This is a genomic window from Streptomyces sp. NPDC037083, assembly GCF_055606485.1.
In genome coordinates this window covers 61,756-86,454 of sequence record NZ_JBVJSQ010000010.1, presented here as the reverse complement: position 1 = coordinate 86,454, position 24,699 = coordinate 61,756, and the positions used below count along the sequence as shown (strand labels likewise).

Here is a 24,699-nt window from a genome sequence, read left to right as displayed (position 1 = left end):
CCGGGAACCGGCCCCGGCCGGGCTCCGCTCACTCCTCCAGCGCCTCCCGCAGCTCCCCCCTGCGCCGGATCCCCAGCTTCTTGTACGTGCTCGTCAGGTGCGTCTCGACCGTACGGCGGGCCAGGTGCAGCAGCCCCGCTATCTCCACGTTCGTACGGCCCTCCGCCGCGAGTTCCGCGATGCGGCGCTCGCTGCCGGTGAGGGCCGCGGAGCCGGTGCGGGCCGGCGCGGTACGGCGGGCGCCGGCGGTGCGCAGCGCGTGCTCGGCGCGGGCCAGGAGACGCGCGCTGCCCAGCCGTTCGGCGCGCTCGGCGCCCTCGCGCAGGTGCTCGCGCCCCCGGGCACGGTCGCCGGCGTCGGTCAGCTGCCGGCCGTGGTCGAGGAGCGAGGCCACGAGTTCCGCCTCGGCCGGGGAGCCACGCAGGACGGCCACCGCCTGCGCGCCCAGCTCCAGACCCCGCCGGCCGCGGGTCGCCAGCCCGAGGACGCGCAGCGCCCGTCCCGTCGTGCGCGGGGTGCCCCACGCGCGGGCCAGCCGTAGTTCCTCCGCCGCCAGGGTCAGCGCCTCCTGGGCGTTGCCCAGCGCCAGCCGGCACTCCGCGGCCGCCGTCCGCCACGGCGTGACGACGGGACTGCGGACGGCCCGCGCGGACTGTCTGCGGCCGCACTCCAGGAAGTCGTGGAGGGCTCCGGCGACGTCCCCTTCGGTGAACCGCTGCACGCCGCGCGCGTAGAGGAAGCGGTTCAGCTCCCAGGAGTCGGGGGCGTCGCGGAGGTCGAAGGCGTCCGCCAGAGCGCGGGCCTCCCGCGCGCGGCCCGTCTCCACCATGGCCATCAGCGCGTGCGCGTCGACGTTGGCGGGCCCGGCGCCCGCGCACCGCGCGCGGGTCTCGCGGTGGGCGGCGAGCAGCACGTCGTACGCGCCGCGCGCCGCGGCCGTGTCCCACCGGGTGTCCAGCAGGGACTGTGCCGTCGGGTGCAGGAGGGCGGGATGCTGGCCGGCCAGGCCGCGATCCACCAGGCGTTCCGCCTCGTCGAGTTCGTCCGCCCACTGGGCCACCGCCGCGGCCGTGCCCAGCAGGAACGGCTCGGCCAGGGGGTCGGCGGGTTCCGTCAGCAACGAGCGCAGGCGGCGCATCGCCTCGCGCGCCGTGACGTCCCCCGCCGTCGCCGCGTAGCGCACGAGCAGGGCCAGGCCGGAGGCGCCGACGAGCTCCGGGGAGCGTCGCGCCGCGTCGGTGAGCCGGCTGTAGGCGTCTTCGCGGACCGTCTGGTCCCGGTCGGACAGGAGCGCGGACGCCGTCCGCAGGGTGCGGGCCAGGTCGGCGTGGTCGGTCGGCAGCCGGGACTCCAGGCGGCGCAGCTCCGCCACCGCCCCACGGACCTCGCCGCGGCCCGCGAGGGCGGTGCCCAGGGCTATCGCCGTGCGGACCTGGTCGCGGGGGTCGGCGGGCAGGTCCAGCGCCTCGGTCAGCCGCGGGATGCCGGCCCGGCCGTCGGCGCAGGCGTACTCCAGCGAGCCGAGCTCGGTGAGCAGGCGCTGGCGCAGGTCGTCGGTCAGCGGCTCCTGCAGGGCGCGGCGCAGATAGCGCACGGCGTCCTCGAGGCGGGCCTCGCGGGCGGCGACGGCGCCGGCCTCGCGCAGCGCGCGTATCGCCCAGGGCAGGCCGGCGGGCGCACTGCGCAGCAGCTGCCGTGCCACCGCGTCGACGTGGTCGCCCCGGCGCAGCATCGCCCGGGCGACCGCCCGGTGCGTCTCCTGACGGCGGACGGTCGGCCAGCCGCCGAGCACCGCGTCCCGCAGGAGGGGGTGCGCGTACCGGGGCCGGCCGGCCGGGTCCGGGCGCAGCACCCCGAGGCGTGTCATCGCGGTGAACCAGCCGGTGACGCGGGCGGGGTCGGCGCCGGAGGCGTCGGCGACGAGGGCGGCGAGGCCGGTCTCGGGCGCCGCCGCAGCGGAGCACCCGCCGACGCCGGCGCGCTCGGCGCCGGCCCGGTCGGCCCGGTCCGCGCCCTCCTTCCGCTCCGCCTCGTCCTCCCGCTCCGCCTGGTGGGCCTGGTGGGCCTGTTCGAGCGCCGCGAGCGTCCGCGCCACCTCCGCCGTCGCCGGGCCCGCGTTGTCCAGCCACCAGGAGACGGCCGCCGGATAGGAACCCGGGTACAGCGCGGCGCACGTCGACGGGACGGCCGTCGGCGGCGGGGCGCCGTCGAGGTCGTCGAGGAGGGCGTGCAGGAACAGCGGGCTGCCCGCACCGGCCCGCACGCAGTCCGCCGTCCACCGGTCGGAGGCGGTCGGGAAGGCGGCCCGGACCAGGCCGGCCGAGGCCTCGTCGGTCAGCGGGGCCAGCGTGTGGGTGCGGACCAGGGACGGGGACAGAGCGTGGGTGAGACCGGCGGGGGCCGGGTCGATGTCGTACTGACTGCGCTCGGTGGCCACCAGCAGGACCGGTAATCGGTCGATGCGGCGGGCCGCCTCCACGAACCAGCGGCGCGAGGACTCGTCGGCGAGGTGGACGTCGTCCACGGCGACCATGAGCGGCCCCCGGTCCGCGTACGAGCGCAGCAGCCGCCACAGCCGCGCGGCGCTCCCGCGGTCCTCGCCGCCCGGCGCGAAGTCCGCGAACTCCGGTACGGGTCCCAGGAGATGCAGCACCGAGGAGAAAGGCAGCGCGGTGTCCTCGGGGGAACAGCGGGACCGCAGGACGCGCAGGCCGAGCCGGTTCGCGTGGGCGGCGGCGGCCTCCAGCGCGGCGGAGCGGCCGGTGCCCGTGGCCCCGCGCAGCAGGACGAGACGTCCTGCGCCGGTGCGGGCGCGCTCTGCCTCCGCGGCGAGCAGCGCGTTCACGTCGTCGCGTTCCCGCAACGGTCCGGTCATGCCTGCCTCCTGCGGTCGAATGCGTCGGGTGTGTAGAGGGAGAGGTCGTGTGGTTCGGCCCGGGTCCCCGAGGCCGTTGTGGCGAGGCTCACGACGGACCGCAGCGCACTCACGGTTACGCGTCTGACCTGCAGCGACGCAGGGAAACCGTGGTGCTCTCGGGCTTCCTCTCGTGGTCGGCCTCGTGGTGCTCCACGATTGCGCGCGCCCCGGAGGGCACAGAAGTCTGGACCAGACCCACCCGCCACCGGTCCCCTCCGGACCGCGGGCTCGTGAACTTGGGGGAAACGGTTGCTCAGCTCACCCCGGACACCAGAGACCGGCGCCCGGCGGCGGATTCCCGTGGCCGTCCAGGCGCCGGACCCGATCTCCCGCGAGGGCGCCGTCAGCCAGTTGCGCGGGCGACCGGAGGTCGAGGTCCGCGAGGAACTCTCGACCGCCGCAGGCACGGTCGCCCTGCTGATCGAGGACACCCTGGACGAACCGGCGCTGGCCCGGCTGCGGCGGATCGTGCGCAGCGAGGGGGCGCGCGCGGTGCTCGTCGTGGGCACGATCCGCGAGACGGAGCTGCTGGACGTCATCGAGTGCGGGGTCGGGGCCATCGTCTGGCGCCGCGAGGCCACCGCGCACCGGCTGGTGCAGGCGGTGCTGGCCGCCCAGCGCGGCGACGGCGACCTGCCCGCCGATCTGCTCGGCAGGCTCATCAGCCAGGTGGGCACGCTGCACCGCGGTGCGGCGGGCCGGCCCGGCGCCCCCTCCCTGGGGCTCGCGCCACGGGAGGTGGACGTCCTGCGGCTGGTCGCCGAGGGCCTGGACACCGGAGAGATCGCCAGCAAGCTGTCCTACTCCGAACGAACCGTCAAGAACGTCATGCACGGACTCACGACGCGGCTGCATCTGCGCAACCGGGCGCACGCAGTGGCATATGCCCTCCGGGAAGGCTACATCTGACCTAACGGGCAATCGAAGGCGGACCCGCGGGCAGCACGTCCTGCCCGTCCGCCGACCCCGGCGCGCCTGCGGCTCGGGGGCCGGCCGGGGCACGATCGGTGAGCGGCGGGCACAGCGGGGCACACGAGCAAGGCAGTTGAGGAGCGCGACGGTGATCCACGAGGTGGACGAGGTCCTCAAGGGCCTGCTCGAAAGCGGTGCGCTCGCCGGCTCCGGCATCGACGTGTCCTTCGAGGCCCCCACCCGCGACTGGGCCGCCCGGCGCAACGCACCTGTGATCAACACCTACTTGTACGACATTCGCGAGGACGTCTCCCGGCGGCAGCGCGGACAGATGGCGGTGCGCGACGAGCGGGACGTCGTCGTCAAGCGCCGTCAACCACCGCGGTGGTTCCGCCTGTCGTACCTGGTGACCGCGTGGACGCGGACCCCGCAGGACGAACACCGGCTGCTGTCGGCGGCGTTGGCCACGCTGTTGCCCCGCGAGCTGCTCAGCGCCGACGAACTTCCGGGGTCGCTGAGGGCGTTGGGGCTGGCCGTGCCGGTGACGGTGGCCGGCATCCAGACCGAGTCCCGTTCCCTCGCCGAGATCTGGTCCGCACTGGGCGGCGAGCTCAAACCGTCCCTGGACCTGGTGGTGACCGCGCCCTTCCCGGCCTACCCCGAGTACGACGCCGGGCCGCCGGTCACGGAGGGCGCGGCGGTCCGCCTGCGCGGCATGGACGGCGACCCCCCGGAGTCCGGCGAACGCGCCCACCGCCCCCACCAGGTGGCCGCGGCCCGCGCCGCCCGGGAAGCCGCGGCCCACCGCCCGGACCAGCCGTGAACGGGGCGTACGCAGGTCAGGACGACGCAGTCGACGTCCGCCCTCCGACGAACCCCGAGAACACCCCCGCCGGGGACACCGCGATCCCTGCCGGGGGCACTACCGATCACGCCGGGGACACCGCGATCCCTGCCGACACCGCCGGGGGCACTGCCATCCCTGCCGGGGGCGCTGCCGGTCACGCCGGGGACACCGCCGACCACGCCCGGGGCACTGCCGGTCACGCCGCGGACGGCTTCGACGCCCGGCCGCCCGCGAACCCGTCCGGCACCCGGGGCCCCTCCGATACCGGCGACACCTTCGACGCCCGGCCGCCCGGGAACCCGTCCGACACCGGGAGCCCGTTCGACGCCCAGCCGCCCGCGAACCCCTTCGACACGCAGCCGCCCGTGAACTCGGGCGACGGCGACGGCCGGTTCGGGGTTCCGGTGTCCGCGGGGCCGTTCGGGGCCGGGGGCCCGCACGCGATCGCCGGGGTGTGGGACGGGGCTGCCGCGCTGCTCGGGCGGCTCGCCGCCCTGCGGGACGGGGTCGCCGCCCTGGTCGACCGCCGGGCCGCCGACGACCCCACCGCGGCCGACCCGCTCCGCGGCCTGTACCTCTCCGAGGAGGCGGTGCGCCGCCTCCTCGACGGCGGGCCGGCCGACCCCGGTCCCGCCCTCGTCCCGGGCGGCCCCGACTCCCTCGGCGGCCTCGCCGCCCGGCTCGGTCTCACCGCTCTGGACGCCGCGCTGCTGCTCGTCGCCCTCGCGCCCGATCTCGACCGTTCCTTCGAGCCGCTGTACGGCTACCTCAACGACGACGTCAGCAGGCGGCGGGCCACCGTGGGGCTCGCCCTCGACCTGTGCGGGGCGCCCGCGCACCTGGCCTCGGCCCGGGCCAGGTTCCACGCCTCCGCGCCGCTGCGGGCCTACGGCCTGCTGCACGTCGAGGAGCCCGAACGGCCCTTCCTGTCACGCTCGTTGCGCGTACCGGACCGGCTGCTCGCCCACCTGCTGGGCGACGACACCCCGGACGCCGCCCTGCACGGCTGTCTGCACCCGCTTCCCCCGCCGCTGCCCGACGACGACGAAGGCTTCGTCCACCGGCTGGCCGACCGGCTGCGGGAGGGCCGACCGCTCACCGCCTACCTGCGCGAACACCGTGAGGGCGACGGCCTCGCCGCGATCGCCTCGGCCCTGCGCGCGGCGGGCGTCGGCGCCCTGCGCTTCACCGGGCCCGACGACCTCGTCCCCGACCTCCTGCGCGAGGCGCGCCTCGGCGGCCGGGCGGTCGTCCTGTCCGGCCTGCCGGACCTACCGGGCCCGCTGGTCGGCGCGTTGACCGACGCGCCGGACGTCACCGTCCTGCTCACCGACCCGCGCCCCTACGACCCGCACTGGGCCGCCCGCGATCCGCTCGTGCTGGACGCGCCGCGCCGCCGGGCGGGCGGGACGCCGGCCTGGGCCGCCGCTCTCGACGCGGCGGCTCCGGACGCGGCCAACGCCCCCGGCACCGTCCCCGGTTTCGACCTCGCCGCCACCGTCGCCCCCTACCGGCTCGGCGGCGAACGCGTCGCCCGGGCCGCACAGGCCGCCGCCGCTCTGGCCGCCTTCGAGGGCGGCCCGCTCACCGCCGACCATGTGCGGCTCGCCGCCCGGCAGCAGTCGGCGTCCGGGCTGGAACGGCACGCGCGGCGGATCCGGCCCGACGTCGGCTGGGACGATCTCGTGCTGCCCGAGCGGCCGTTGACCCAACTGCACGAACTCGCGCTGCGCGCCCGGCACCGCGACCGCGTCCTCGGCGACTGGCGGCTCAGCGCCGGCGGCGGACGCGGCCGAGGCGTGCTCGGCCTGTTCGCGGGCGAGTCCGGCACCGGCAAGACGCTGTCCGCGGAGGTGGTCGCCGCAGAGCTCGGGCTCGACCTGTACGTCGTCCAGCTCTCCTCGGTCGTCGACAAGTACGTCGGCGAGACCGAGAAGAACCTGGAGCGCATCTTCACCGAGGCCGACCGCACCGACGCCGTGCTGCTCTTCGACGAGGCCGACGCCGTCTTCGGCAAGCGGTCGGAGGTCAAGGACGCGCACGACAAGTACGCCAACATGGAGAGCGCCTACCTGCTGCAGCGGCTGGAGTCCTTCGACGGCATCGCGCTGCTCACCACCAACCTGCGCGCCAACATCGACGAGGCGTTCACCCGGCGTCTCGACCTCGTGGTCGACTTCCCCTTCCCCGACGCCGGACAACGGCTCGCGCTGTGGCGGCACGGACTGTCCCACGTGCCGTGCGCCGCCGACGTCGATCCGGAGGCGCTGGCCAGGGACTTCGAACTCGCCGGCGGCTCGATCCGCAGCGCGGTCGTCACCGCCGCCTATCTCGCCGCCGGGCGCGACGAGCCGGTCGGCGACGGGGACCTGCTGGAGGGGGCCCGCCGCGAGTACCGCAAGGCGGGCCGCCTGGTGCCGGGCGAAGCCACCTGGTGAGCCCTGCCGGCGGCCGCCGCGTCACTGGGCGCGCCATTTCTGGTTGGGGGTCCCCGAGCACGACCACAGCTGGAGCTTCGTGCCGTTGCCGGTGCCGTTGTCCTTGGCGTCCACGCACTTGTTCGCCTGCGGGTTGACCAGGTCGCCCTCCTGGCTCAGCACGAACTGCTGGGCGGGGTTGCCGGAGCAGTTGGCGAGCTGGATGACCGCACCGTCGTCACGGGAGCCCCAGGCGACGTCCATGCACAGGCCGAGCGCGCGGACCGTGCCGTCGCTCCTGAACACCCACTTCTGGTTCGCCGACCCGGCACAGTCCCACAGCTGCAGCGGTGTGCCGTCCTTGCCCTTGCCGTTCTGGGCGTCGGTGACGTCGACGCACCGGTCGGAGGCCTTGCCGATGATGACGGCGCCGGGCACCGGGGCGGTCGTCTTGGTGCCGCCCGAACCGCCGGAGGCGCTGCCGCCCCCGCTCCCGTCCCCGCCGCCCGACGTCGAGGAGCCGCCGGAACCGGAACCGCCCTCGTCGGCCTGGGGCGCCGGAGCGGACGGCGTCTGCTGCTCGGGCAGCGGATCGGCGGAGGCGTCCGCCTTCGGCGCGGACGGCGCGGACACCGCCGGGCTGGGCAGCGCGGTGCTGCCGGCCTCCACCAGCTTCTCCTTGGCGCCGCTGTTCACCTGCGGCTTGTACGTCAGCCAGATCATCACGAACGCGATGGCGAGGGCCAGGCCGAGGCTGAGGGCGGTCGCCAGCCAGCGGGGCAGGAACCCGCGCTGCACGAACGTGCCGTCCACCGACAGGGGCACCTCACCCGAGCGCTGCACGCTCAGCGCGTACGGCCGCTGTTCCTTCGAGCCGAACCAGATGATCTGACGCGGACGCAGCGTCGTGTCGACGAAGGCCGCCCGCCCCGGCTCGATCTGCACACTGCCCGGCCGGAACTCGTACCCCAGGTGGTCGCCCATGTCGGAGCCCGCCACGGACGCCGTCACGCGCGTGTTGCCGAGGTTGTCGAGGGCGAGCCTCGGCCGGCCCCGGAACCGCCCCTTCACGGTCGGCGGCACCAGTTCGGCCCGCACCTCCGTGAACGGCGTGATCGTCAGGTTCCCCTCCGGCACCGTGACCGCGTCCGGATGCTCGGTGGGCGTGATGCGCACCGCGTACGGGTTCGGACCGGCCGTCGCGTCCGGCGTGCGCGGCGGAGCGAACGTCAGCTCCACCGTCCCCGTCGTCCCCGGGTAGAGCCGCAGCGTCTGCGGCTCCACCGTCGTCCACGGCGCCACCGGGCCCACGGGCTCGAAGCGGTACTCGTCGACCACGTCACCGGTGTTGCGCACACGCAGCCGCACCGTCGTGGCGCCGCCGGGATCCACGGTCGCCGCGGCCGGTTCCAGAGAAGTCCACAGAGTCACCCGCCGACGCTACGACGCGGGGCGGGGGACGGTCAGGAGGCCATCGGGCACGAACGCTGCCCCAAAGGGACGTGCGGCCGTGCCCGTTCACACCGTTGCGCGGCGGCCTCGTCAGACGGTGAAGCGGACCGCCTCCAGCTGGAGCTTCTGCTCCATGGGGCTGCCGCCGTAGATCCACTTACCGGCCTCGGTGCAGCCCAGGCCCAGCCAGCCCTTGTTCCTGATGTGCGCGTTCTGGCACACGGAGCCCTTCTTGACGCCGATGGTGAACCCCTGGAGCGGCGAGAGCGCCTCCTTGGTGCTGCCGATGTACATGTCGACGCCGTCGGCCGCGGCCGACCACTTGTCGCCGGTGTACCAGCCCTCGTTCACATGGGCGCCGTTGCCGTTGACACCGCCGGTCCCCGCCGTGGCGATGTTGAGGGCCTTGACGGGCAGGTTCTTGCCGGTGGTGCCGGCGATCGCGCCGTCGCAGACCGGGTCCTGCCAGCCGTTGTCCGCCACGTAGGCGCGGTAGCAGATGTGCCGGCCGTCGCTGCGCGCCGCCAGTTTCTGCACGGCGACGGCCGCGGTCTCCTTCTTGGGCGCCGCGGGCTTCTTCGACTCGCTCCCGCCGCCTCCGCCCCCTCCGCCGCCACCGCCGTCGGCCGCCTTGCTGCTCACCGGGGCCTCGGGCACCACGGGAGCCGTCGGGGTGGGCACCAGGGCGGGGGCGCTGGGCGTGGCCGAGGGGCTGGGCGCCAGGGTGTTGACGTCCGCCTGCGCGACCTTCTCCGACGCCAGGCTGCGCACCTGCGGCTTGTAGGCCAGCCAGATCATCACGAACGCGATGGCGAGGGCCAGGCCGAGGCTGAGGGCGGTCGCCAGCCAGCGGGGCAGGAACCCGCGCTGCACGAACGTGCCGTCCACCGACAGGGGCACCGCACCCGACCGCTGCACGTTCAGCGTGTACGGCTGCTCCTCCTTCGAGCCGAACCAGATGATGCGGCGGGGGCGCAGCGTCGTGTCGACGAACACAGCCCGCCCCGGCTCGATCTGCACACTGCCCGGCTGGAGGTCGTACGACAGGCGGTCCCCGGTGTCGCTGCCGCTCAGCGAGGCGGTGACCCGGGTGTTGCCGACGTTGTCGACGGCGAGCCTCGGCCGGCCCCGGAACCGCCCCTTCACGGTCGGCGGCACCAGTTCGGCCCGCACCTCCGTGAACGGCGTGATCGTCAGGTTCCCCTCCGGCACCGTGACCGCGTCCGGATGCTCTGTGGGCGTGATGCGCACCGCGTACGGGTTCGGACCGGCCGTCGCGTCCGGCGTGCGCGGCGGAGCGAACGTCAGCTCCACCGTCCCCGTCGTCCCCGGGTAGAGCCGCAGCGTCTGCGGCTCCACCGTCGTCCAGGGGGCCGCGTTCCCCACCGGTTCGAAGCGGTACTCGTCGACCACGTCACCGGTGTTGCGCACACGCAGCCGCACGGTCGCCCTGCTGCCGGGGTCGACGGTGACGGAGGAGGGTTCGAGAGAAGTCCACAGGCTCACGCGCCGACGCTACGGGGAGGGCGGCGGGCGGGGTCAGAGGCGAGGGGGCAGGCTGCCGTGCCCGGCGGGACGCTTTGGCCTGCCCGAGCGGGCCGCCGGCCGCCGGTTCGTCCCCGGGATCGCCCCGCGGCCCCGTCGAGGACGCCCGCCGGACCGCACGGGCGGCAGCGGGCGGGAGCGGCACGGCGGCACGCGGCTGCCCGCGAGGGCAACAGCGGTGCCCCGGGCTGTGCACCGAGGGCCGTTTCGGGATACGCGCTTCGCGCGTGACGGTGAAAGACGTCCTGACGCGTACCCCGAGGAGAGCACAGCATGCCGTCCTACCTGTCGCCCGGCGTATACGTCGAGGAGGTGGCCAGCGGCTCCCGCCCGATCGAGGGAGTGGGCACCTCGGTGGCGGCCTTCGTCGGGCTCGCCCCGACCGGCCCGCTCAACGAGCCGACCCTGGTGACCAACTGGACCCAGTACGTGGCGGCGTTCGGTGACTTCACCGACGGCTACTACCTCGCGCACTCCGTCTACGGGTTCTTCAACAACGGCGGCTCGGCGGCGTACGTCGTCCGTGTCGGCGGCTCCCCCGCCGGGGTCTCCGGAGAGGCCAAGTCCCCCGCCGCGGTGACCGGTTCGGGCACCGCGCCCGCCGCCCTGCCGGCCGGCGAGCCCAGGCAGCTCGGCACGTTCACGGTGACGGCCGTCGCGCCGGGCGAGAACGGCGGCCCGCTGAGCGTCGAGGTCGCGGACGCCGAGGGCGAGGGCCCCGCCGAGCGGTTCAAGCTGATCGTGAAGGACGGCGACAAGCCCGTCGAGACCTTCGACGTGAGCGCCAAGAAGGGCAACCGCTCCTACGTCGTCACGCAGGTCAAGGAGCGCTCCAAGCTCATCACCGTGGCCGAGGCCGCGCCCGCCGCGCAGCTGGCCCGGCCGGAGAACCAGACGGTCGCCCTGCCCGCCGCGCCGTCCGCCGCCCCCGCCGTCCCGTCCGAGGAGACGGCCTCGGCCGGCCCCGCGCAGTACCTGGGCGACAGCGCCGACCGCACCGGCTTCGGCGGCCTGGAGGCCGTCGACGAGGTGTCCATGGTCGCGGTGCCCGACCTGATGGCCGCCTACCAGCGCGGCGCGATCGACCTGGAGGCCGTCAAGGCCGTCCAGCTGGGCCTGATCGCGCACTGCGAGCTGATGGGAGACCGCGTCGCCATCATCGACCCGCCGCCCGGGCTGAACGCGCGTCAGATCCGCGTCTGGCGCCAGGAGACGGCCGGCTACGACTCCAAGTACGCGGCCCTGTACTACCCGTGGATCAAGGCCTTCGACCCGGCCGCCGGCCAGGCCCGGCTGATCCCGCCGAGCGGTCACGTGGCCGGCGTGTGGGCCCGCAACGACTCCGAACGCGGCGTCCACAAGGCCCCCGCGAACGAGGTCGTGCGCGGTGCGGTGGACCTGGAGATCCAGATCACGCGCGGTGAGCAGGACCTGCTGAACCCGATCGGCGTGAACTGCATCCGCGCGTTCCCGGGCCGGGGCATCCGCATCTGGGGCGCCCGCACCCTGTCCTCCGACCCGGCCTGGCGCTACCTGAACGTCCGGCGGTACTTCAACTACCTGGAGGAGTCGATCCTGATCGGCACCCAGTGGGTGGTCTTCGAGCCGAACGACCACGCCCTGTGGGCCCGGATCCGGCGCAACGTCTCGGCCTTCCTCGTGAACGAGTGGCGCGGAGGCGCGCTGTTCGGCTCCCGCCCCGAAGAGGCCTTCTACGTCAAGTGCGACGAGGAGTCCAACCCCCCGGAGTCGGTCGACCTCGGCCGGGTGGTCTGCGAGATCGGCATCGCACCGGTCAAGCCCGCCGAGTTCGTGATCTTCCGGCTGGCCCAGTTCCAGAGCGGAAGCGGGGAGCTGGAGGAGTAGGCCCGCGGCCCGCCCCTGACCCGTACCGCTCCGCAGTCAACTCCCCCAGAAGGAAAGCCAGATGAGTCTCCAGCCGGGTGACGCCCTCACTTCGCACAATTTCGGCCTGCAGATCGACGGCGTGATGGTCGAGTACCTCGCCGAGGTCAGCGGCCTCAGCCTCGAGCAGGACGTCATCGAGTACCAGCAGGTCTCCGCGCAGGGCAAGCCGGTCACCAAGAAGCTGCCCGGCGTGAAGAAGGCCGGCACCTGCACGGTCGTGCGCGGCATGACCCAGTCCGCGGCGTTCAACCAGTGGATCACCGAGTCGATCAACGGCGTGATGGGCACCGCCCGCAAGAACGCCACGATCATGGTGATGGACTACATGAACAACCCGGTCAAGCGGTACAACATGCGCAACGCCTGGTGCAGCAAGATCGACACCAGCACGGTCAAGGCGGGCGAGGCCTCCGCGCTGACCGAGACCGTGACGATCACGTTCGAAGAACTGGTCATCGAGTAATGCGGCGTACGGCTGTCCGGGCGGCGGCGGCGAGCGGGGAGCCGCAGGAGGAGCTCCCGGCCACCGCCGTGCCCGATCCCGCAGCGGCCGCGGCCCCCGCCCCGGCGCCCGCGGCGTACCGGCTGCAGACGGAGTTCCCCTTCGAACTGCCGCGCGGCTACGTCGACGAGGCGGGCACGGTCCACCGCGACGGCGTGATGCGGCTGGCGACGGCACGGGACGAACTGGTCCCGCTCCGCGACATCCGCGTCCAGGAGAACCCGGCGTACCTGTCGGTGGTCCTGCTCGGCCGGGTCATCACCCGCCTCGGCACGCTGCCGCTCGTCCACGACGGGATCGTGGAGAACATGTTCGCCTCCGATCTGGCGTTCCTCCAGGACTTCTACCGCCAGGTCAACGCCGAGGGGCACACCCGCGCCTCGGTGCGCTGCCCCCACTGCTCGGAGCCCTTCGAGGTGGAACTCGGCGGGAGCCGCCTGGGGGAATCGTGACGTACGCGACCGACCGGCTGCACGAGGAGATCGCGTACGTCGCCTACCACTTCCACTGGGGACAGGACGAGATCCTGGACCTGGAACACCACGACCGGCGCCGTTACGCCGACCAGATCGCGTCCCTGGTGACCAGGGGCGGGGCGGAGGGCTGAGGCATGGGGTTCCTGGAGCGACTGCGGGGCGGACGCGGGGGGCGCGCGGGCGACGCGCGCGGCGCGGGAAGCGCGGCGCGCGTCGGTGACGCAGGTGCGCCGACGACGACGAGCGGCGCGCACTCCGGCACGGGCATCGGGTCCGGGTCCGGGGCGGCGGAGGACGGCGGTGCGGGGGCGCGGGTCGTGCGGGCCGCCTGGCCCTCGCTGCCGCCCATCCAGCGGGCGGCGGCCGCGAACACGTCGGGCGTCGCCGACGCCGGCTTCGGCGGACGGCTGGCCACCTGGCAGAACCCCTCCTTCACCAGCACCCGCTCCCACGCGGTGCTGGACGCGGCGCCCGGCGGCCTGATGAGCAGCCTGCGGGCCGCCCCGCCGGCCGCTGAAGCGGAGCCCGAACGCGTGGCCGTGCCGCCCCGGGCGACCCCCCTGCAGCGCGCGGTCCCGTCGACGCAGACACGGGGGACGACACCGGCACCTGGACCGGCGCAGGCACACGCGCCGACGCGGACACCAGCGCCGACGCCGACGCGGACTTCCATTCCCACTGCCACTCCGCATCCGGCGGCGACGACGACCGCGCCCACGGCTGCCGCTGGACCTGCGACTGCGGCTTCGGCTGCCGCTGGGCCTGCGACTGCGGCTTCGGCTGCCGCTGGGCCTGCGACTGCGGCTGCGACTCGGGACCGGTTCGGCGTGACCACGGCGCCGAGCCCGTCCTCGCCGTCAGCGTCCTCGCCGTCCTCGCTGTCTTCGCCGTCCTCGTCCTCCTCGCCGGTTCCGGCCTCTTCGGCGACTTCGGCCGCCCAGGCGCTGCCCGTGGTTGCGGCTCGTCCGACGGAGTCACGCACTCCCGCTCCCGCCTTGCCGGCGCGGGGCATCCGGGTGTCCCCGGCAGCCCCGCGTCCGTCGGCAGGGCCGACCCCGTTGACGAGGTCGACGTCGGCGCCGGTCCAACGGCGGACGCTGCCCGCCCGGCCGGCGTCCGCGTCGTCGTCCGCCGGCGCGGACTCGGCGCGTGCCTCGGGCGGGGGCACGGACACCGGCGGCGGAGGCTCGACGACCGTCGGGGAACCGGCTCCGGGACCGCGACCAGGCAGCGCCGCGGGCTCGGCCGGAGCTGTGACGACCGGCAACTCCGCTGCCGAGGCGGGCGGTTCGCATGTCGTGACCCCGGCGGCCGGGGGCCGGGCTGCGGAGGTTCAGCGTGCGGTGACCGCTCCACCCCCCGGGGACACCAAGCCTGCCGTCCCCCTGACGCGGGGCAACCCCACGCCCGTTCAGCGGGCGATGCCCACACCCCCGTCGATCGCACCGGGCAACACCCGCACGGGAGTCGGCGGACCCACGCCCGGCGACGCCCCGGCGTCGGTCGGCCCCGCGCCCACCCACCAACCGGCCGACCTCCAGCGGGCCCTGCCCCGGCACGAGGAGACCAGGCCCGGCATCGCCCCGGCAGGAGAGCCCCCCACGTCCGCCCGTCCGGCGGTCGCACCCCGGCGAGCGCTGCCCCGGCGCGAGGCAGCAGCACCCGGCAACGCACCGACGCCAGGCAACCCGGCGCCAGGCAACCCGACGCCAGGCAGCCAGCCGAGGCCGGGCGGCGCCCCGACGGCGATCGGCCCCACGCCCACCCGCCAACCGACCGACGTCCAGCGGGCGTTGCCCCCGCACCAAGCGGTCGCGTCCGATGCGCGAGGCGGCTCCGCGCCCACCCGGCAGTCGGTCCCGCTGCAGCGGGCGGTACCGAGCGCGGACGCCCCCGGTGGGGCCCCCGGTGCGTCGGCGGCGAACGGTGCCGTTCCCGCCGTCCCGAACAGCTCCGCCCGTCCGACCCCCGCGGCCCCCGAAGCCCCGACCACCCCGCATGCCTCGCCCGCCCCGCGCGAAGCGGTCAAGCCGCCGACGTCTGCGCGCAGTTCGGCGGATGCTCCGGTTCCGTCCGTCGGCTCTCACCACGTACAGCGTGCGGTCGCGGGCCGGCATACGCCGTCGTCCGCCTCGGGCAGCGGTCCCGCCGCTCCTCCACCGGGCGACGGGCAGGGGCGGACGGTCGCTCCACGCTCCGACGCGGCCGCGCCCGTCCCCGTGAGCAGACGAGCCGCACCCGCCACCCCCGCCGACGTCCCCACCGGGCCGTCGGCCACCCGCGGTTCCGGACCCGGCGCAGGTCCCGGCCCTGTTCACGGTCGGACCCTCGACTCCACTGCCGACAAGGGTGGTTCCTCCGCTCCACTCGACGTGCAACGTGCGTCGACGGCACCCAGGTCACCCTCGGCCTCCGCCGCCCCCGCCCCCGCCCCCGCCTCGGGCGGTCCCGGTCGGCCCGTGGCGCAGAGCAACCCGGTGACGGCGGCCACCCGACCGGCTCCCCCGACGCCGCCCGCGCGTCCCGACGCCGACTCCTCGGCAGCCGGCACCGCTTCCGCCTCGACAGCCGCACCCGCACCCGCACCGACACCCGTGACGAGCGTGCAGCGGGCCTCGGCCGACGCCAGTGCGCCCCGTCGTCGCGCGGGCCTCGGCGCGCCCACGAACGCCCCGACACCCCTCACCCGGAACGCGCCCCCCGCCACGGCCCCCGCGCCGCCGACGCCCGTCGTTCCCTCCTCCAACGCCCCGGTTTCACGGCCGGAGTCGATCCAGCGCTCCGCCACACCTCTCGGCGCCCCCGTGCAGCGCACCGCCCCGACGACGCCCCCCGCGCGTCCCTCCGCTCCCGTGCCCGCACGCCCCCTGCTGGGCGCCCCGCTCTCCGCCCGCCCCGCCGACGCCCGGCCGCTCGAAGCACCGAGCGGCATCCCCGTCACACCGCGGGGCGCCCCCCGCAGGACGGCCGGCCCCGCGGTCCCGCCCCCCGTCGTGCAACGCGCCACCGCGACACCGGGCATCCCCGCACTCCCGCGCCGTGCCGCCAGCACGCCCAGCACGCCCAGCACGCCCGAGACACCCACGAGCCGCATGGCTCCCACCGGCGCCCCGGCCCTCCCACCGCCGCTCGCCCCGGGGGCGGCCCCCGTCTCCACGGCCCTCTCCATCCCCTCCGCCTCAGCGCCCCGCGGCTCCTCCCTCCCCCATGCGGTCGGCGCCACGCCGTCGGCCGTCCGCCCGTCGGCGCCCGTGTCCTCCGTGCAGCGCCGTGCGGTCCAGGCCCCGCCGCCGGGCCCGGTACCCCTGCGCCGCACCGCACCCGGCGCGGTCTCAGGCCACCCCGTGGCCCGCCCGTTCTCCACCGCGACCGCCGACTCCGCCCCCGCCGCCGTCTCCGCGCCGACGCCCCCGGCCCCCTTCCTTCCCCCGGTCGCCCCCGCGCCCCTCGCCGTACAGCGCCGGGAGCTGCACGCGCCGAACACACCGACGGCACCGACGGCGCCTGCGTCGACCACACCGATGCCCACACCGCTGCCCATGGCGAAGCCCGCCCCGGTACCGGCCCCGGTGATCCAACGCGCCGCCGCACCGCCCAGGACCCCGCCCCCGCCCCCACCGCCCTCGGACCGGGGGTCGTCCGGCGCGGCGCATACGGAGGCGCCGCCGGGGTTCGATCCCCGGGCCCTCACCGACTTCCAGCTCGACGAGCTGACGCACCGCCTCACCGGCCGCATCACCCGTCTGCTGCGCACCGAACTCCGGCTCGACCGCGAACGGATCGGCAGACTCCGCGACCCCCGCCACTGACCCGCCTCCCCTGACCCGCGAACGCCCGCGGACCGTCCCCGGACGCCCCGCCCTCCGCCCCGCCCCCCGAACCGAACCGACCCGACCGACCCGAAGCCACCCCGCCCCCTCTCCCGGAAAGGCCAGGACCCGATGCCCTCCGATCTCGACCCGGGCTCCACCGTCTTCTTCACCCTGACCATCGACGGCGAGAGCCTCGGCTTCTTCAACGGGTGCGAGGGGCTGTCGTCCCAGGTGGAGATCGAGCACCGGCAGGAGGGCGGCAACAACGGGTTCGTCTGGCAGCTGCCCTCCCGGGTCACGTTCTCCACGATCCGGCTGACCCGTCCCCTCACCCCGGACACCACCAAGGTCGCCAAGTGGATCTCCTCGGTCACCACCGGGGTGACCCGTCCGACGGCCCAGATCGCGGCGCTGCGCGCGGACGGTTCGGAGGTCGCCCGGTGGGGCCTCATAGACGTGCTGCCGGTCAGCTGGCAGGGGCCGTCGCTGAATCCGGAGAGCCCCGGCGTGGCCACGGAGGTCCTGGAGATCACCCACCACGGCTTCACCGACTAGCAGAACACCAAGAGGACGAGGACGTCATGGCCAAGGGAAGCAAAGGCGGCGCCGGCAAGAGCCTGGTCCGTGCCACCCTCGCGATCCACGAACCGCCGGTCGGCACCAGCACCACCCCCGGCGGACTGATCAAGTCCTTCGGGTTCGACTTCAACCCGGCGCAACTGCAGCTCGGCCGCCGGGCCCAGTGGAAGGTGACCCCGACCGCGGCGGTCCGCGACGGCTCCGTGCCGGAGTTCATGGGCCCCGAGCCGCGCGAGATGACCGTCGAGATCTTCCTCGACTCCTCCGACCAGCCGGGCAGCAACACCGTCCTGAAGAAGGTCGAGTCACTGCTGGAGTGCTGCGAGGTCACCACCAAGAGCATCGCCGCCAAGCAGCCCTCCCCGCCGTGGGTGGTGTTCCAGTGGGGCTCGTTCTCCACGGCCCGCTTCACCGCCTACGTCAGCAGCATCGACGTCACGTACTCGCTGTTCGGCACGACCGGCGTCCCGATCCGCGCCACCTGCCAGGTGCGCCTGCACGAGATCCCCAGCAAGACGAAGGGCCAGAACCCCACCTCCGGAGCGCTCACCGCGCAGCGCGTGCACCGGGTCGTCGCCGGTGACTCCCTCCAGTCCCTGGCCTGGCGCGAGTACGGCGACGCCTCCGCCTGGCGGTCCATCGCGGAGGCCAACGGCATCGACGACCCCTCCCGGCTGCCGACCGGCGTCGAGCTGGTGCTGCCCGCCGCCGAGGAGGTGCGCTTCTAGTGGTCCAGTCCGCGTTCTCCAGCGTCATCCAGGTCACCCTCGGCGGCAGCCCCCTCCCCGTGGACATCGCGCCGCTGCTCGTCGAGGGCTGGGTCGACCAGGGGCTCGGAGTGCCGGCCGCGTTCCGGCTCACCTTCCGCGACCCCGGACGTCAGGTCCTGGGCAAGCTGCAGGTCAAGTTCGGCACCCCCGTCGTCCTCGCGCCGATCGCCGACGGCAAGGGCGCCTCCGACCCGCTGTTCACCGGCGAGGTGTGCGGTCTGGAGGCCGACTACGACGGCACCGGCAGCTTCACCGTCATCCGCGGCTACGACGCCGGCCACCGTCTGATGCGCCAGCGCCGGGTCGCCGCGTACCGCAACCAGAGCGCCTCCGACATCGCCCGCAAGCTGGCCGCGCAGGACGGCGTCCCGATCGGCAGGATCCAGGCCACCAAGACCGTCTACGAGTTCATCAGCCAGGCCAACGTCACGGACTGGGACTTCCTGGCCCGTCTCGCCGACGAGAACGAGATGGTCATGTCCGTGGACGCCAAGGGCAAGTTCCAGTTCCTCAAGCCCGACCCCGCCTCCGGCGCGCCGCCCGTGTCCACGCCCGGCGACAAGAGCCCGTTCGTCCTCGAGGGCGGCACCGACATCCTGCGTCTGCGGGCCGCCGTCACCGCCGCCGAGCAGGTCGGGACGGTCGAGGCGCGCGGCTGGGACGTGACGACCAAGAAGAAGCTCACCGCGACCGCGCCCGCCAGGACCAACCCGGGCATCAGCATCGGCACGACCCCCGGAGAGGCCGCCGCCAAGTTCAAGCCGGCCAAACTGGTCGACGCGCAGACCCCCTACGACCGGCAGTCGGAGGTGAAGTTCGCCGCCGAGGCCCTCGCCGACGACGTCACCGGCTCCTTCGCCGAGCTGGAGGTCGTCGCGCGCGGCACCCCGAAGCTTCGGCCCGGCCTGCCCGTCACCCTCGCCGACGTCGGTGCCCCCTTCGAGGGCAAGTACACGGCCACCTCCGTCCGGCACGTCTTCGGCGACGGCAAGCACTACGAGGCCTGGGTGACGGTCAGCGGACGGCAGTGGCGGTCCCTGTACGGGCTCTCCTCCGGCGGCGGCAACGCCTCCAACGGCCTGAACCTCCCCGGCACCGCCAACGCCCTGGTCACCGACGTCAGCGACCCGCTCAAGCAGGGCCGCGTCAAGCTCCAGTTCCCCTGGCTCGACGACGCCTACGTCAGCGACTGGACGCGCGTGGTGCAGTGGGGCGGCAAGCGCGGCGGCTCGATCTTCCCCCTCGACGTCGGCGACGAGGTGCTGGTCGGCTTCGACCGGGGCGCCCTGGACCACCCCTACGTCATCGGCGGCCTGTACAACGGCAAGGACAAGCCGACCCCCGTCAAGGACGTGCCCCTGCACGACGGCGCCCGGCAGCGGGCCTCCCGCCACACCCTGTCCGACCGCGAGGGCAACCGGCTGGACCTGCTCAGCCAGCGGACCGGCGGCAAACAGGGCGTACGGCTGACCAGTGGCGACGACAAGCTCGTCATCAACCTGGACCGGGCGCAGACCGAGATCACCGTGGACAGCAAGGGCACCGTCAGCATCAAGGGCAGCCGCTCGGTCTCCGTCAAGGCGGGCACCGACCTCACCCTCACCGCGGGCCGCAACATCGCCATCAGGAGCGGCGGATCCATCACCCTCCGGGGCAACCTGATCAACATCAGGTCGATGACGGGCATGGTGTCGGTCGACGCGGCGGGCCTGCTCAACCTCAAGTCGGGCGGCGCCGCCACGTTCAGCGCGGGCGCCACCGTCCAGATCAACTCCACCGCCAACGTGGGCATCCGGGCCGCCACCCTCATGCTCCAGGGCATGGTCATGGTCAACGCCAAGCCGTACCCGCTGCCGTGACGCGCGGACGGCACGCAGTGCGAATCAGGAAAAGGCAGGTGGCCCTCTGATGGCCGAACAGTTCGTCGGGTCCGGCTGGGCGTTCCCCCTGCGCATCGGACCCACCGGGGGCATCGCCCTGGTCAGCGGGGAGCGCGAGATCGAGGAGGCGATCCGACTGATCCTCGCCACCGCGCCGGGCGAGCGCCCCATGCGCCCGGAGTACGGCTGCGCCATCCACGACCTGGTCTTCGCCCCGGTCAACGAGGCGACGGCCGGGCGCATCCAGCACGAGGTGTACACCAGCCTGGACCGCTGGGAGCCGCGCATCGAGGTCAACGACGTCGAGGTCACCGCCGGCGCCGAGCAGGGCGTCCTCTTCATCGACGTCCGCTACTCCATCCGCGGCACCAACAACCCGCGCAGTCTCGTCTTCCCCTTCTACGTCATTCCGTCCCACGACGAGCCGGGCGACCCCGGCTTCTCCGGTACGGCTTCCGAAAGCGACCGCTGATGGCCCTGCCCTCCCCCAACCTGGACGACCGCCGCTTCCAGCAGTTCGTCGACGACGCCAAGCGCTACATCCAGCAGCGCGCGCCGGAGTGGACCGACCACAACGTCTCCGACCCGGGCGTGACCCTCGTCGAGACGGTCGCCCACATGGCCGACCAGATCGTCTACCGCCTCAACCGCGTCCCGGAGAAGAACCATCTCGCCTTCCTCGACCTGGTCGGCATCCGGCTCTTCCCGCCGTCCGCCGCCCGCACGGAGGTGACGTTCTGGCTGTCGGCGCCCCAGGAGGAGCCGGTGCTCCTCCCGGTGGGCACGGAGGTGGCGACGGTCCGCACGGAGAGCGAGGAGGCGGTCGTCTTCGCCACGGAACGCGAACTCATCGTCGTGCCCTGCTGGTTGAGCCGACTCGTCGTGCAGCACCAGGGCGAGCCCGTCACCGACCGGACGGCCGACCTCGCCGAGGGCAAGGACCTGCTCTGCTTCGCCGAGGCGCCGCGCCCCGGCGACTGCATGCTGTTCGGCCTGAGCGCGGCCGTCCCGCACTGCGCGGTGGTCCTGGAACTGGACAGCCGGGTCGACGGCGTCGGCGTCGACCCCCGCCAGCCCCCGCTGGTCTGGGAGGCCTGGACGGAGGACGGCTGGCAGGAGTGCGAGGTCGACCGGGACGGCACCGGCGGCCTCAACCGCCCGGGCGAGATCGTCCTGCACATCCCCGGCGGCCATGTCCTGTCCCGCTCCGGCGGCCAGGAGGCCGGCTGGCTGCGCTGCCGCGTCACCGATCCCCTCCCCGGCCAGCCCTTCTACACCACCTCGCCGACGGTGCGGTCCGCCGAGGTGTTCACGGTCGGCGGCACCGCCCCCGCCGTGCACGCCGAGACCGTCCGCGACGAGGCCCTCGGCGAGTCGACGGGCCTGCCGGGCCAGCGCCTCGCCCTCGTCCACGCGCCGGTGGTCGGCGACGACCCGCCGCTGCTCCTGCAGACCGCCGAGCACGACGGCTGGGTGGACTGGCAGGTCGTCCCGCACTTCGCCGCCTCCGGCCCCGCCGACCGCCACATCACCCTCGACGCGGCCACCGGCGAGATCGCCTTCGGGCCGTCCGTCCGCGAACCCGACGGCCGCCTGCGCCAGTACGGCGCGGTCGCCCCCAAGGGCTCGGTGATCCGCGCCCTCCGCTACCGCACCGGCGGCGGCCGGGCCGGCAACGTGGCCCGGGGCGCGGTCCAGGTGCTGCGCACCTCCGTCCCGTACGTCTCGGAGGTCGTCAACCGCGAGGCGGCGCGCGGCGGGGTCGACGGCGAGACCGTGGAGGAGGCGAAGCTGCGCGCGCCGATCACGCTGCGCGCCCAGGAGCGGGCGGTGACCCTGCGCGACTACGAGGAGCTGGCCCGCCGTGCCGCCCCCGAGACCGCCCGCATCACCTGCCTGGAGGGCGAGCCCGACGAGCACGGCTCCTATGCGGTGCGGGTGTTGGTCGTCCCGCAGGCGGTCCCGGATCCCGGCGGCCGGCTGCGCTTCGAGCAACTGGTTCCCGGCGACTCGCTGTTGGAGCGCATCACCCGCCACCTCGACGAACGCCGTCTGATCGGGACCCGGTTGGCGGTCGGCCCGCCGTTCTACCAGGGCGTGACGGTCGTGGCGACGGTGCACGCCTTCCGGGGCGTGGACACCGACCGCGTCCGCCGCCGGGCCCACGACGCCCTCTACCGTCATCTCGACCCGCTGACCGGCGGCGCGGACGGCCGGGGCTGGCCGTTCGGCCGCCCGGTGCAGTCGGGCGAGGTCTTCGCGGTGCTGCAACGCGTCCCCGGGGTGGAACTGGTCGACCAGGTCATGCTGCACCCGGCCGACCCGCTGACGGGCAAGCGCGGCGAGGCGACCGACCGCATCGACCTGGCCGCCCCGGCGCTCGTCTTCTCCTACGACCACCGCGTCCGCGTGATCGGGGACGGCTCGTGAGGGGCTCGGTCGACGGGCTGGGCTCCTCCACCCCGATCGGCGCGATGCTGCCGGCCGTCTTCGCGGACGACGACCTCGCGCAACGGTTCGTCGCGGGCCTGGACGAGGTCATGGCCCCCATCCTCAACTCCCTGGACTGCCTGCCCGCCTACTTCGACCCGGCCCTCGCCCCGATCGACTTCACCCGTTGGCTGACGGGCTGGGTCGGCGCGGAGACCGACGGCACGGAACCGGAGGCGAGACTGCGTGCCGCGGTCGCGGCGGCCGCCTACCTGCACCGGGTGCGCGGCACGCGCCGGGGCCTGTCGGAGGCCGTCCGCCTGGCGTTCGGCGTGGAACCGGAGATCTCCGAGAGCGGCGGCTCCGACTGGAGCCCCCGGCCGCTCGGCCCGTTCCCCGGCGAACGGCGCCCCCACCTGCACGTCGCGCTCCGCCTGCCCGACCCGGGCCCGGCGGACGAGCACCGCCTGGACACCCTCGTGGCCGCCGCCCGCCCCGCCCACATGCCGTACTCGGTCAAGGTGACCGCCGCCGAAAGGACCCCGGAGAGATGACCACCCAGAACTGCGCCGAGTGCGGCACGAGGGCCGAGCCCGGCCAGTCGTTCTGCGACGCCTGCGGGGCCGTGCTCAGCTGGACCGACCGGACTCCGGCCCGCGCCGCGACCGGTTCCGGCTCCGGCTCCGCGAGCAGCGCGGAGGCCGGCTCGGGCACGGGTACGGCGGCCGGGTCCGCAGGCGGGGGCGGAGCCGCGCGCCGCTCGGAGGAGGCCGCGCACGAGCCGTCGGCCGCCGAGCCCGCCGGCCCGGGATCTGCCGGGCCGGCCCGCGTCGACGCCGTCCCGGCACCGGACGACCACCAGGACCCGGACGACGAGGACACCACGGAGACCCCTCTCCCGGCCATCCCGCCGGAGGTCGGCACGGCGACCGCGGCGAACGACGCACCGCCGCCCGGCCCCGCCCCCGCCGCCGCTCCGGCCCCTCCCCCCGCCTCCACTTCCGCCGCCGCGCCCGCCGGCGCTCCCGTTCCCGCGCCCGACGCGACCGCGCCCACCGTGCCCGTCCCGGCGGCGCCGACCGCCGCCCCCGCGCGCCCCGAACCCGCGTCCGCCCCCGCGCAGCCCCCCGCGGCCCCCGCGCCCGCCGCACTCGGCGACACGATGGCCGACCGGGCCCGCTCCCTGCTCGTCCCCGTGGCCGACGCGGAGCCGCGCCCCGCCGCGCCCCCGTCCGTCGCCCCGGTGCTGCCGGGCAGGCCCGTCGCGGACCGGCCGCAGGTCCGGGCCCCCGGTCCGGTCCAGGGCGAACTGCACGGCGTCGCGTGCCCCTGGTGCGCCACCCCCAACAACCCCGACCGTCACTTCTGCGTCCGCTGCGCGATGCCCATGACCCTGGAGGACCGCTCCTCGGCCCGCCTCCCGTGGTGGCGCCGCCTGTTCAACCGCAACGGCGAGACCCCCTGGGCCGGCGACCGCCCGCGCCTGCGCCGGACGTTCGACCGCATCGTCACCTGGGTGGTGGCGGCCGTCGTCCTCACCCTCCTGATCATCGCCGGGGTGAACACGCCCGCCGCGGTCCAGGCCACCCGCGACCACTTCTCCAAGCGCGCCCCGGTCCCGCCGGACTCGGTCGCGGCGTCGCGCTCCTACCCGGGGCACAAGCCGGAGCTGGCCTTCGACAAGATCAACAACAGCTGGTGGGGCCCCGGCGTCTCGCAGTCGGGCGAGGGGGAGTGGATCGAGGCCCGCTTCGACGAGCCCACGCGCCTGCTGGACGTGATCATCACCTCGGGCACCTCCACCCGCGCCGACCAGCTCAGCGAGTCGGCCCTGCCGCACCGCATCAAGGCGACGATCACCCTGAAGGACGGCACCACGACGACCCGGCAACTCGTCCTGGACCAGAGCGCGGGCGGCCAGCGGCGCGCGTTCCGGGTCGGCGAGGTCACCAAGGTCCGCTTCACGATCGAGTCGTCGTACGCGGTCTCCGCGAGCAAGCAGGTGGCGCTGGCCGAGATCGAGTTCTTCGGACGCTCCAGCGCGAGCGTGTCCTGACGCCGTACGGCGGCCGGGCCTCGGGTGCCTGACGCCGGGCCGCGCGCCGGCGGGCGGCAGGAGGGACTCCTCTCCAGCCGCCCGCGGCGCTTCGCGGCCGTACGGGAGCAGGGCGGCGGCAGACGGCGGCAGGCGATGGCCCGGTAAACGAAACGAGTCCCACCCCGTCTGACACGGGATGGGACTCGTTCTCGAT

18 protein-coding genes are annotated in these 24,699 nt (G+C 74.8%); 15 read left to right on the top strand and 3 right to left on the bottom strand.

Going from position 1 to position 24,699, the window contains the following annotated elements; genetic code table 11:
* Positions 1-28: 28 nt before the first annotated feature.
* A complete protein-coding gene (locus ACZ7DE_RS25700) occupies positions 29-2,875 on the bottom strand; it encodes an AAA family ATPase (protein WP_470765048.1) in 2,847 nt (948 codons plus the stop codon).
* Between the two features lie 291 nt (positions 2,876-3,166).
* Here ACZ7DE_RS25700 and ACZ7DE_RS25695 point away from each other — a divergent pair, with 291 nt between their 5' ends.
* The 3 genes from ACZ7DE_RS25695 (at position 3,167) to ACZ7DE_RS25685 (ending at position 7,114) form a co-directional block, all read left to right on the top strand.
* A complete protein-coding gene (locus ACZ7DE_RS25695) occupies positions 3,167-3,826 on the top strand; it encodes a helix-turn-helix transcriptional regulator (protein WP_470765046.1) in 660 nt (219 codons plus the stop codon).
* 151 nt (positions 3,827-3,977) lie between these two features.
* Positions 3,978-4,652 (top strand): Pvc16 family protein, encoded by a 675-nt coding sequence (locus ACZ7DE_RS25690; RefSeq protein WP_470765044.1) that lies wholly within the window; start codon positions 3,978-3,980, stop codon positions 4,650-4,652.
* A gap of 428 nt (positions 4,653-5,080) precedes the next feature.
* On the top strand, positions 5,081-7,114 hold the full coding sequence (locus ACZ7DE_RS25685; protein WP_470765511.1) for an ATP-binding protein: 2,034 nt from the start codon (positions 5,081-5,083) through the stop codon (positions 7,112-7,114).
* A 21-nt stretch (positions 7,115-7,135) separates the two neighbouring features.
* On the opposite strand, the gene ACZ7DE_RS25680 is transcribed toward ACZ7DE_RS25685, so the two are convergent.
* Both ACZ7DE_RS25680 and ACZ7DE_RS25675 read right to left on the bottom strand, forming a co-directional pair.
* Positions 7,136-8,524: a ricin-type beta-trefoil lectin domain protein gene (locus tag ACZ7DE_RS25680; RefSeq protein WP_470765042.1), complete on the bottom strand. Its 1,389-nt coding sequence runs from the start codon at positions 8,522-8,524 to the stop codon at positions 7,136-7,138.
* A 111-nt stretch (positions 8,525-8,635) separates the two neighbouring features.
* A complete protein-coding gene (locus ACZ7DE_RS25675; protein WP_470765040.1) occupies positions 8,636-10,051 on the bottom strand; it encodes a hydrolase in 1,416 nt (471 codons plus the stop codon).
* 312 nt (positions 10,052-10,363) lie between these two features.
* On the opposite strand from ACZ7DE_RS25675, the gene ACZ7DE_RS25670 reads away from it, so the two are divergent.
* From ACZ7DE_RS25670 to ACZ7DE_RS25615, 12 genes are all read left to right on the top strand, one after another.
* Positions 10,364-11,956, top strand: a complete 1,593-nt coding sequence (locus ACZ7DE_RS25670; protein WP_470765038.1) for a phage tail sheath family protein — start codon at positions 10,364-10,366, stop codon at positions 11,954-11,956.
* Positions 11,957-12,017: 61 nt separating this feature from the next.
* A complete protein-coding gene (locus ACZ7DE_RS25665) occupies positions 12,018-12,461 on the top strand; it encodes a phage tail protein (protein ID WP_470765037.1) in 444 nt (147 codons plus the stop codon).
* Positions 12,461-12,952, top strand: coding sequence for a hypothetical protein (locus ACZ7DE_RS25660; RefSeq protein WP_470765036.1), 492 nt, complete (start codon positions 12,461-12,463; stop codon positions 12,950-12,952). The genes ACZ7DE_RS25665 and ACZ7DE_RS25660 overlap by 1 nt, the downstream gene beginning before the upstream one ends.
* On the top strand, positions 12,949-13,107 hold the full coding sequence (locus ACZ7DE_RS25655) for a DUF6760 family protein (protein WP_020132885.1): 159 nt from the start codon (positions 12,949-12,951) through the stop codon (positions 13,105-13,107). Before ACZ7DE_RS25660 ends, ACZ7DE_RS25655 begins: the two co-directional genes overlap by 4 nt.
* A 2,721-nt stretch (positions 13,108-15,828) precedes the next feature.
* The gene (locus ACZ7DE_RS25650; protein ID WP_470765035.1) at positions 15,829-16,785 is read left to right on the top strand and encodes a hypothetical protein; all 957 of its coding nucleotides are present in this window, start codon (positions 15,829-15,831) and stop codon (positions 16,783-16,785) included.
* A gap of 132 nt (positions 16,786-16,917) precedes the next feature.
* The gene (locus tag ACZ7DE_RS25645) at positions 16,918-17,343 is read left to right on the top strand and encodes a phage tail protein (protein ID WP_470765034.1); all 426 of its coding nucleotides are present in this window, start codon (positions 16,918-16,920) and stop codon (positions 17,341-17,343) included.
* Positions 17,344-17,369: 26 nt separating this feature from the next.
* Positions 17,370-18,095 carry a CIS tube protein gene (locus ACZ7DE_RS25640; protein WP_470765032.1) on the top strand — a complete coding sequence of 242 codons (726 nt, stop codon included), beginning with the start codon at positions 17,370-17,372 and terminating at the stop codon, positions 18,093-18,095.
* Positions 18,095-19,996 (top strand): VgrG-related protein, encoded by a 1,902-nt coding sequence (locus ACZ7DE_RS25635; protein ID WP_470765029.1) that lies wholly within the window; start codon positions 18,095-18,097, stop codon positions 19,994-19,996. The genes ACZ7DE_RS25640 and ACZ7DE_RS25635 overlap by 1 nt, the downstream gene beginning before the upstream one ends.
* Positions 19,997-20,045: 49 nt before the next feature.
* Positions 20,046-20,489 carry a GPW/gp25 family protein gene (locus ACZ7DE_RS25630; protein ID WP_470765028.1) on the top strand — a complete coding sequence of 148 codons (444 nt, stop codon included), beginning with the start codon at positions 20,046-20,048 and terminating at the stop codon, positions 20,487-20,489.
* Positions 20,489-22,447, top strand: coding sequence for a putative baseplate assembly protein (locus ACZ7DE_RS25625; protein ID WP_470765026.1), 1,959 nt, complete (start codon positions 20,489-20,491; stop codon positions 22,445-22,447). The genes ACZ7DE_RS25630 and ACZ7DE_RS25625 overlap by 1 nt, the downstream gene beginning before the upstream one ends.
* Entirely contained in the window at positions 22,444-23,001 is a 558-nt protein-coding gene (locus ACZ7DE_RS25620) for a phage tail protein (RefSeq protein ID WP_470765024.1), read from the top strand. Before ACZ7DE_RS25625 ends, ACZ7DE_RS25620 begins: the two co-directional genes overlap by 4 nt.
* Positions 22,998-24,503, top strand: coding sequence for an NADase-type glycan-binding domain-containing protein (locus ACZ7DE_RS25615; protein WP_470765023.1), 1,506 nt, complete (start codon positions 22,998-23,000; stop codon positions 24,501-24,503). The genes ACZ7DE_RS25620 and ACZ7DE_RS25615 overlap by 4 nt, the downstream gene beginning before the upstream one ends.
* The last annotated feature ends 196 nt before the right edge of the window (positions 24,504-24,699 follow it).

Excerpts from the sequence above, each read along its gene's own strand:
- ACZ7DE_RS25640 (WP_470765032.1), top strand. The coding sequence starts at position 17,370 with ATGGCCAAGGGAAGCAAAGGCGGCGCCGGCAAGAGCCTGGTCCGTGCC.
- ACZ7DE_RS25625 (WP_470765026.1), top strand. The coding sequence starts at position 20,489 with ATGGCCCTGCCCTCCCCCAACCTGGACGACCGCCGCTTCCAGCAGTTC.
- ACZ7DE_RS25700 (WP_470765048.1), bottom strand. The coding sequence starts at position 2,875 with ATGACCGGACCGTTGCGGGAACGCGACGACGTGAACGCGCTGCTCGCC.
- ACZ7DE_RS25665 (WP_470765037.1), top strand. The coding sequence starts at position 12,018 with ATGAGTCTCCAGCCGGGTGACGCCCTCACTTCGCACAATTTCGGCCTG.
- ACZ7DE_RS25660 (WP_470765036.1), top strand. The coding sequence starts at position 12,461 with ATGCGGCGTACGGCTGTCCGGGCGGCGGCGGCGAGCGGGGAGCCGCAG.
- ACZ7DE_RS25670 (WP_470765038.1), top strand. The coding sequence starts at position 10,364 with ATGCCGTCCTACCTGTCGCCCGGCGTATACGTCGAGGAGGTGGCCAGC.
- ACZ7DE_RS25645 (WP_470765034.1), top strand. The coding sequence starts at position 16,918 with ATGCCCTCCGATCTCGACCCGGGCTCCACCGTCTTCTTCACCCTGACC.
- ACZ7DE_RS25615 (WP_470765023.1), top strand. The coding sequence starts at position 22,998 with ATGACCACCCAGAACTGCGCCGAGTGCGGCACGAGGGCCGAGCCCGGC.
- ACZ7DE_RS25630 (WP_470765028.1), top strand. The coding sequence starts at position 20,046 with ATGGCCGAACAGTTCGTCGGGTCCGGCTGGGCGTTCCCCCTGCGCATC.